3 protein-coding genes, 1 tRNA gene and 2 rRNA genes are annotated in these 6,529 nt (G+C 69.2%); 1 reads left to right on the top strand and 5 read right to left on the bottom strand.

The window, feature by feature from the left end; all coding sequences use genetic code 11:
• A partial coding sequence (locus tag ACFRFC_RS28695; protein WP_383112665.1) for a HAMP domain-containing protein occupies positions 1 to 1,748 on the bottom strand: 1,748 nt, incomplete at its 3' end.
• Between the two features lie 507 nt (positions 1,749 to 2,255).
• On the opposite strand from ACFRFC_RS28695, the gene ACFRFC_RS28690 reads away from it, so the two are divergent.
• Complete coding sequence (locus tag ACFRFC_RS28690; RefSeq protein WP_382692695.1) at positions 2,256 to 5,003, top strand: SpoIIE family protein phosphatase; 2,748 nt, start codon at positions 2,256 to 2,258, stop codon at positions 5,001 to 5,003.
• Between the two features lie 54 nt (positions 5,004 to 5,057).
• Here the strand turns inward: ACFRFC_RS28690 and ACFRFC_RS28685 are convergent.
• The 4 genes from ACFRFC_RS28685 to ACFRFC_RS28670 form a co-directional block, all read right to left on the bottom strand.
• Positions 5,058 to 5,133, bottom strand: a tRNA-Thr gene (locus tag ACFRFC_RS28685).
• A gap of 76 nt (positions 5,134 to 5,209) precedes the next feature.
• Positions 5,210 to 5,872, bottom strand: a complete 663-nt coding sequence (locus ACFRFC_RS28680; RefSeq protein ID WP_382692701.1) for a DegT/DnrJ/EryC1/StrS family aminotransferase — start codon at positions 5,870 to 5,872, stop codon at positions 5,210 to 5,212.
• 113 nt (positions 5,873 to 5,985) lie between these two features.
• A 5S ribosomal RNA gene (gene rrf / locus ACFRFC_RS28675) occupies positions 5,986 to 6,102 on the bottom strand.
• 90 nt (positions 6,103 to 6,192) lie between these two features.
• Positions 6,193 to 6,529, bottom strand: a 23S ribosomal RNA gene (locus ACFRFC_RS28670); the annotation flags it as partial.

Genomic DNA, 6,529 nt, shown 5'->3' with positions numbered 1-6,529 from the left:
AGATCACCACGCGCCACGGCGGTGGTGACCTGAGCGATCTGCCGCACCTGGGCGGTGAGATTGCCGGTGATGGAGTTCACCGAGTCGGTGAGTTCCTTCCAGGTCCCGGAGACCCCCGGCACCTGCGCCTGCCCGCCGAGCCGGCCCTCCGTGCCCACCTCCCGGGCCATCCGCACGACCTGCTCGGCGAACGACGACAGCTGGTCCACCATGGTGTTCACGGTGTTCTTCAGCTGGAGCATCTCGCCGGAGACATCGACGGTGACCTTCTGGGAGAGATCCCCGTTGGCGACCGCCGTGGTCACCTGGGCGATGTTGCGCACCTGCCCGGTGAGGTTGCGGAAGGCGGTGTTGACCGAGTCCGTCAGGTCCTTCCAGGTACCGGCCGCGCCCATCACCTGCGCCTGACCGCCCAGCTCGCCCTCGACCCCGATCTCCCGGGCGACCCGGGTGACCTCGGAGGAGAACGCCGAGAGCTGATCCACCATCGTGTTCACGGTGTTCTTCAGCTCAAGCATCTCGCCGGCCACGTTCACGGTGACCTTCTGCGACAGATCACCGCTGGCCACGGCGGTCGTCACGGCCGCGATGTCCCGCACCTGTGTGGTCAGGTTCCGGAAGACCGTGTTGACCGAATCGGTCAGATCCTTCCAGGTACCGGCCGCGCCGGGGACGTTCGCCTGTCCGCCGAGCCGGCCCTCGCCGCCCGTCTCGTTCGCCACGCGCGTGACCTCGTCGGCGAAGATCCGCAGCGTCTCGGTCATCTGATTGATCGTCTCGGCGAGCTGCGCGACCTCGCCGCGCGCCTGCACGGTCACCTTCTGCGACAGATCACCATTGGCGACGGCGGTGGTGACCTGTGAGATTCCCCGCACCTGGGCGGTGAGGTTTCCTGCCATGGTGTTGACCGAGTCGGTGAGTTCCTTCCACACCCCGGCCACTCCGGACACCTGGGCCTGACCGCCCAGCTCGCCCTCCGTGCCCACCTCGCGCGCGACCCGGGTCACCTCGGAGGAGAACGCCGAGAGCTGGTCCACCATCGTGTTGACGGTGACCTTCAGCTCCAGCATCTCGCCGGCCACGTCGACCGTGACCTTGCGCGACAGATCGCCCTTGGCCACCGCCGTCGTCACCAGCGCGATGTCCCGCACCTGCGCGGTCAGCCGGTTCGCCATCGTGTTGACGGACTCGGTCAGGTCCTTCCACGAACCCGACATCCCGCGCACCCGCGCCTGTCCACCGAGCTTGCCCTCGGTCCCGACCTCACTGGCAACCCGCGTGACCTCGTCGGTGAACGTCGACAACTGATCGACAAGGTTGTTGACAGTCCGCCCGACCTTCAGGAACTCACCCCGCAGCGGATGCCCCGGCCCCTCCGCCGCCTGCGCCCGCAACTCCATGCGCGGCGACAGATCCCCCTCGGCCACCGCCGACAGCACCCGGCCGACCTCGGAGACCGGCCGCACGAGATCGTCGACCAGCGCGTTCGAGGCGTCGATCGCGGCGCCCCAGGAGCCCTCCAGGGCCCCGGCCTCCAGCCGCTCGGTGAGTTTGCCGTCCCGCCCCACCACGCGCCGCACCCGCGACAGCTCACCGGTCAGATGGAGATTGCGCTCCGCGACCTCGTTGTAGACGGCGGCGATCTCCGCCATCACGCCGTCGCCGGACACCGTGAGCCGCTTGCGGAAGTTCCCGTCCCGCATGGCCACCAGAGCGGTCATCAGCCGGTCCAGGGCGGCCGTGTCCACCTCGGTGGTCCCGGTGCGTGGTTTACGCTGGTTCGTCGGGGACTGTCCGCCTTTCGCGCGCGTCTTCGTGCTCCGCGTCGCTGCGCCAGACTCCACTGTGTCCCTCCCGCAGGGGTCGACCATTTCTGCTGTGCTCGGGTGATTCCGGTCGTGCACTTCCGTGTACCGGGTCGCTGCCGTACGGCATCGCCGCACCTCACCGCCCGGCTCCGGGACGGCCCACGGGGACCGCACTGAGGGCTGCTGCCCATCTCGCGCGCGTCGCACTCGGCCCGCCCGGACCTTCACCGGAAGCCTGCCCAGTGTTTCACCCCGGCTGAACCAGGCCATAACAGTTCGGCAGCTTCGCACACCGTCCGCACACCCTCCGGACGGAAACACCGGTGACCGGCATCCGCGTGGACGGGGAAGGTAAGTAACCTTGCATGCGGCTGTCCAGCCACGCCGGTCCGTCCGGCCTGGGCGGTGGTACGAGAACGAGCGGGCATCGGAGGGGCGGCCGTCACCATGACCACCGGACTGATTCCCGGGGGACACCCCCCGGACCCCCGGCCGACAGGCGGGCTCCCGTCGCAGTCACGGCGCGAGCCGGTCGGCCATGGAGCCCCGCACACGGACGAGCGGCCGAGGAGTTCTGTGATCACCGCGCGGGCAGACGCCAGTTTCGAGCCCGTCGGGCGTTCGGTCGCGTCCGCCCGCTCCTTCGTCCGCGACACCCTCCAGGGCTGGGGCTTCGCCGACATCGTGGACGACGCCGTGGTCCTCACCAGCGAACTCGTGACCAACGCCGTGGTCCACGCGGGCACCGCCGCCGACGTCCTGTGCCTGCGCAGCGACGACGGAGTCCGCGTCGAGGTCTCCGACCGCTACCCCGAGCGCGAGATCCCGCTCCAGGGCCCGTCCACCGCCATGGGCAACCTCGACCGCGAAGGCGGCCGGGGCCTCCAGCTCTGCGCCGCCCTGGCCGGCCGCTGGGGCGTCGACTACACGCCCACGCACAAACAGGTCTGGTTCCGGCTCGACCTCCCCGAACGGGCCGTGGGCACCCGCGCCGCCGGCCCCTGCCTCCCCGCCGAGCTGCTCCCGCTCGCCGACGGCCGGGTCCGTGTCGCCGTCATCCAGATCGACCGCGCGGGCGCCATCTCCGCGTGGAACGAGGACGCCGAAGACGTCTTCGGCTACCCCTCCGAACAGGTGACCGGAAAGCCGCTTACCGATCTCGCCGCCTGGCCGCACACCCCCGGCACCAGCACCGGCATCGCCGAAGCCCTCCAGCTCTCCCGCTGGGAAGGCAGCTACGGCATCCGTGACGCGGCCGGCCGGGTCGTCCCCGTCTACGCCTCGCACCTGCGCGTCCGCGACACCGAGGGCGAGCCCTCCACCGTCTGCCTCCTGGTCCGCGACCACGAGCGCGCGGTGCTCCAGACCCCGGCGCGCGTCTCCACGACCGACACCACCACCAACGCGGAGGGACAGAGCAGCGACCCGTTCGAGGTCTTCATCGGCTCCCCCGCCCCCGACGACCTGGACGGCCTGCTCCAGCGCACGGTCGAGCGCGCCCGCGACATGCTCGACGCCGACTCCGCCTTCCTCCTCCTGGCCACCGACGACGAGACGGAACTGGAGGTCCGCGCCTCCACCGGCCTGCCCTCCGCCCGCCAGCGGTTCGCCCGCGTCCCCGTCGAGGCCGGCCCCGGCCGCTACGGCTCCGCCCGCATGCCCGCCGTCCACGACGACCTCTCCTCCGTGCCCGGCGCCGTCCCCCTCCTCAGCGGCACCGGCATGCGCTCGGTCGTCACCGTCCCGCTCAAGGTCGAGGGCCGCCTCACCGGCTCCCTCGGCGTCGCCGCCGAATCCCCCGGCCGCTACTCCAACGAAGAGGCTCTGCGCCTCCAGTTCGCCGCCGACCGCATCGCCCTGGCCGTCGAATCGGCCCGCCTCGGCGAACTCGAACGCCTGCGCAGAGGCTCCCTCAGCTTCCTCGTCGAAGCCTCCGACCTGCTCGCCGGCACCCTGGACCGCGACCAGACACTCGCCCTCATGGCCCAGATGACCGTCCCCACCCTGGCCACCTGGTGCGCCGTCTACACCATCGCCGACCAAGCAGCGGACCCCTACCTCTCCTACGTCCTGCACGAGGACGAGGAACTCATCGACGGCATCAAGTCGTTGCTCTCGAAGATCCCCCCGCCCGACCCGGTCCCCACCCCCGGCGCGCACGTCTGGACCGCCCCCGCGGAAGCCGCCCACCAGGCCGCCCTGCGCACCTCCATGCGCAGCCTCGGCCTGAGCGAGCCCGCCTCCATCACCGCCGGCATCGCCACCACACTCGCCACCGCCTCCGCGGTCGGCGGCGAAACCGTCGTTCTGCCCCTGGTCGCCCGCAACCGCGTCATCGGCATGCTGACCCTCGGCAAGCCCACCGACGAACACTTCCGCCAGGAGATCCTCGAACTCGCCGAGGACCTCTCCCGCCGCGCCGCCCTGGCCCTGGACAACGCCCGCCTCTACTCCGAGCGCACCGCCATCAGCCAGGCCCTCCAGCGCAGCCTCCTGCCACCCGGCCTCCCCCAGATCGACGGCGTGGAAGTCGACGTCATCTACCGCGCCGCAGGCGAGGGCAACGAAGTCGGCGGCGACTTCTACGACGTCTTCCCGATCGGCGAGAACACCTACGGCTTCGCCATCGGAGACGTCTGCGGTACGGGCCCCAACGCGGCGGCCGTCACCGGCCTCGCCCGGCACGCCCTGCGCCTCCTCGCCCGCGAGGGCCTGAGCGGCCCCGCCGTCCTCCAGCGCCTGAACTCCGCCATCCTCGACGAGGGAGCCCGCAGCCGCTTCCTGACCCTCCTGTACGGCGAGCTGCGCCCCCGCGAGGACGGCAGCGCCGAACTGAAGATCGTCTGCGCCGGCCACCCCCTCCCGCTCCGCCTGCGCCAGGACGGCACGGTCGAGACGGCCGCCGAACCCCAGCCCCTCCTTGGCGTCCTGGAGGATCTGGAACTGTACGAGCAGACCATCACCCTCGACCCGGGCGATGTCCTCCTGTGCGTCACGGACGGCGTCACCGAACGCCGTGAGGGCACCCGCATGCTCGGCGACGACGGCCTCATGGAGGTCCTCACCACCTGCACGGGCCTCACCGCCGGGGCGGTCGCCGCCCGCATCATGCGCGCGGTGGACCGCTTCGCTTCCGACGCCCCGTCCGACGACATGGCGATCCTGACGATGCGCGTCCCGGAACTGCCCAACTAACCACCTGCAAAACGCAGAGAAGCCCCCGCCCAACCGGGCGGAGGCTTCTTTCTGTGGAGCCCCCAAACGGAATCGAACCGTTGACCTTCTCCTTACCATGGAGACGCTCTACCGACTGAGCTATAGGGGCCGGTCACCTTTTTGAGGTTTCCCTCGCGGCAACGGGATAGATCATACCCCGATCGGACCGGTGTTCCCAACCACCCTCAGAAAGCGGGCTGGAGCAGTCCGCCGAGGGTATTGCAGGCAGACACCACCCGTTGCATGTCACGCTTTGTCATTCCGGCCTCCACCGGCAGCGCCAGCGTCTCATCAGCAGCTCGCTCGGTCTCCGGCAGCGAGGCATATCGCCGGAATTCAGGCAGCCGATGCACCGGAGTCTTCACCGGAACCCGGCAGTCGACTCCCCTGGCCCGCAGGGCCCGCGCGAACGCGTCCCGATCCGGCCGCCCATTCCCCAGCACCCGCACCACGTACTGCTGGTAGGTATGCCCCACCCCGCCCTCGGGCGTGCACACTCCCCGCAACTTCGCGTCGAGATAGGCGGCCCGCTGCCGGCGCTGAGCCACTTCGTCGTACGGCACCTCGGATTCTCCCGACTCCAGCACCAGCAGCCCATGCCGTTGCCCGACGGCATGCGTCCCCCCGATGTCCGCCGGCCGCCCGAAGCGATGCACGACAACCACGGCCGCCGTCCGAGGAGTTACGGCCGCCTCGACCGCAGCGGTGTCCAGGCAGTACGTCACCGGATCTATGTCCGCGAACACCGGCACCGCACCCGTCAGCGCCACGGCCTCGGAGACCTCGACGTTGCCGAACGCGGGCACGATGACCTCGTCACCGACGCCGATACCGGCGGCCCTGAGCAGTGCAGCAGTACCCATGCTCCGGATGCTGGTTGCGTAACGTGAACTGGAAGTGACGCCCAACAAAAAAGGGCTGGACCCCGAACCGAAGTTCGGGGTCCAGCCTCATAATATTTGTTCGGCGGCGTCCTACTCTCCCACAGGGTCCCCCCTGCAGTACCATCGGCGCTGTAAGGCTTAGCTTCCGGGTTCGGAATGTAACCGGGCGTTTCCCTCACGCTAAAACCACCGAAACACTATAAAACTACGCAACCGCGCCACCCCGTGGCCGTGGGGTGGGGTTGTTCGTGGTTTCAGAACCAACACAGTGGACGCGAGCAACTGAGGACAAGCCCTCGGCCTATTAGTACCGGTCACCTCCACACGTTACCGTGCTTCCAGATCCGGCCTATCAACCCAGTCGTCTACTGGGAGCCTTACCCCCTCAAGGGGGTGGGAGTCCTCATCTCGAAGCAGGCTTCCCGCTTAGATGCTTTCAGCGGTTATCCCTCCCGAACGTAGCCAACCAGCCATGCCCTTGGCAGGACAACTGGCACACCAGAGGTTCGTCCGTCCCGGTCCTCTCGTACTAGGGACAGCCCTTCTCAAGACTCCTACGCGCACAGCGGATAGGGACCGAACTGTCTCACGACGTTCTAAACCCAGCTCGCGTACCGCTTT

This window comes from Streptomyces sp. NPDC056734 (genome assembly GCF_042790455.1).
Classification (GTDB): Bacteria; Actinomycetota; Actinomycetes; order Streptomycetales; family Streptomycetaceae; genus Streptomyces.
Note: the sequence above shows the minus strand (reverse complement) of the source record. Positions and strands in the feature narration are given on the sequence as shown.

Coding starts and splice junctions, on each gene's coding strand:
- ACFRFC_RS28690 (WP_382692695.1), top strand. CDS start 2,256: ATGACCACCGGACTGATTCCCGGGGGACACCCCCCGGACCCCCGGCCG.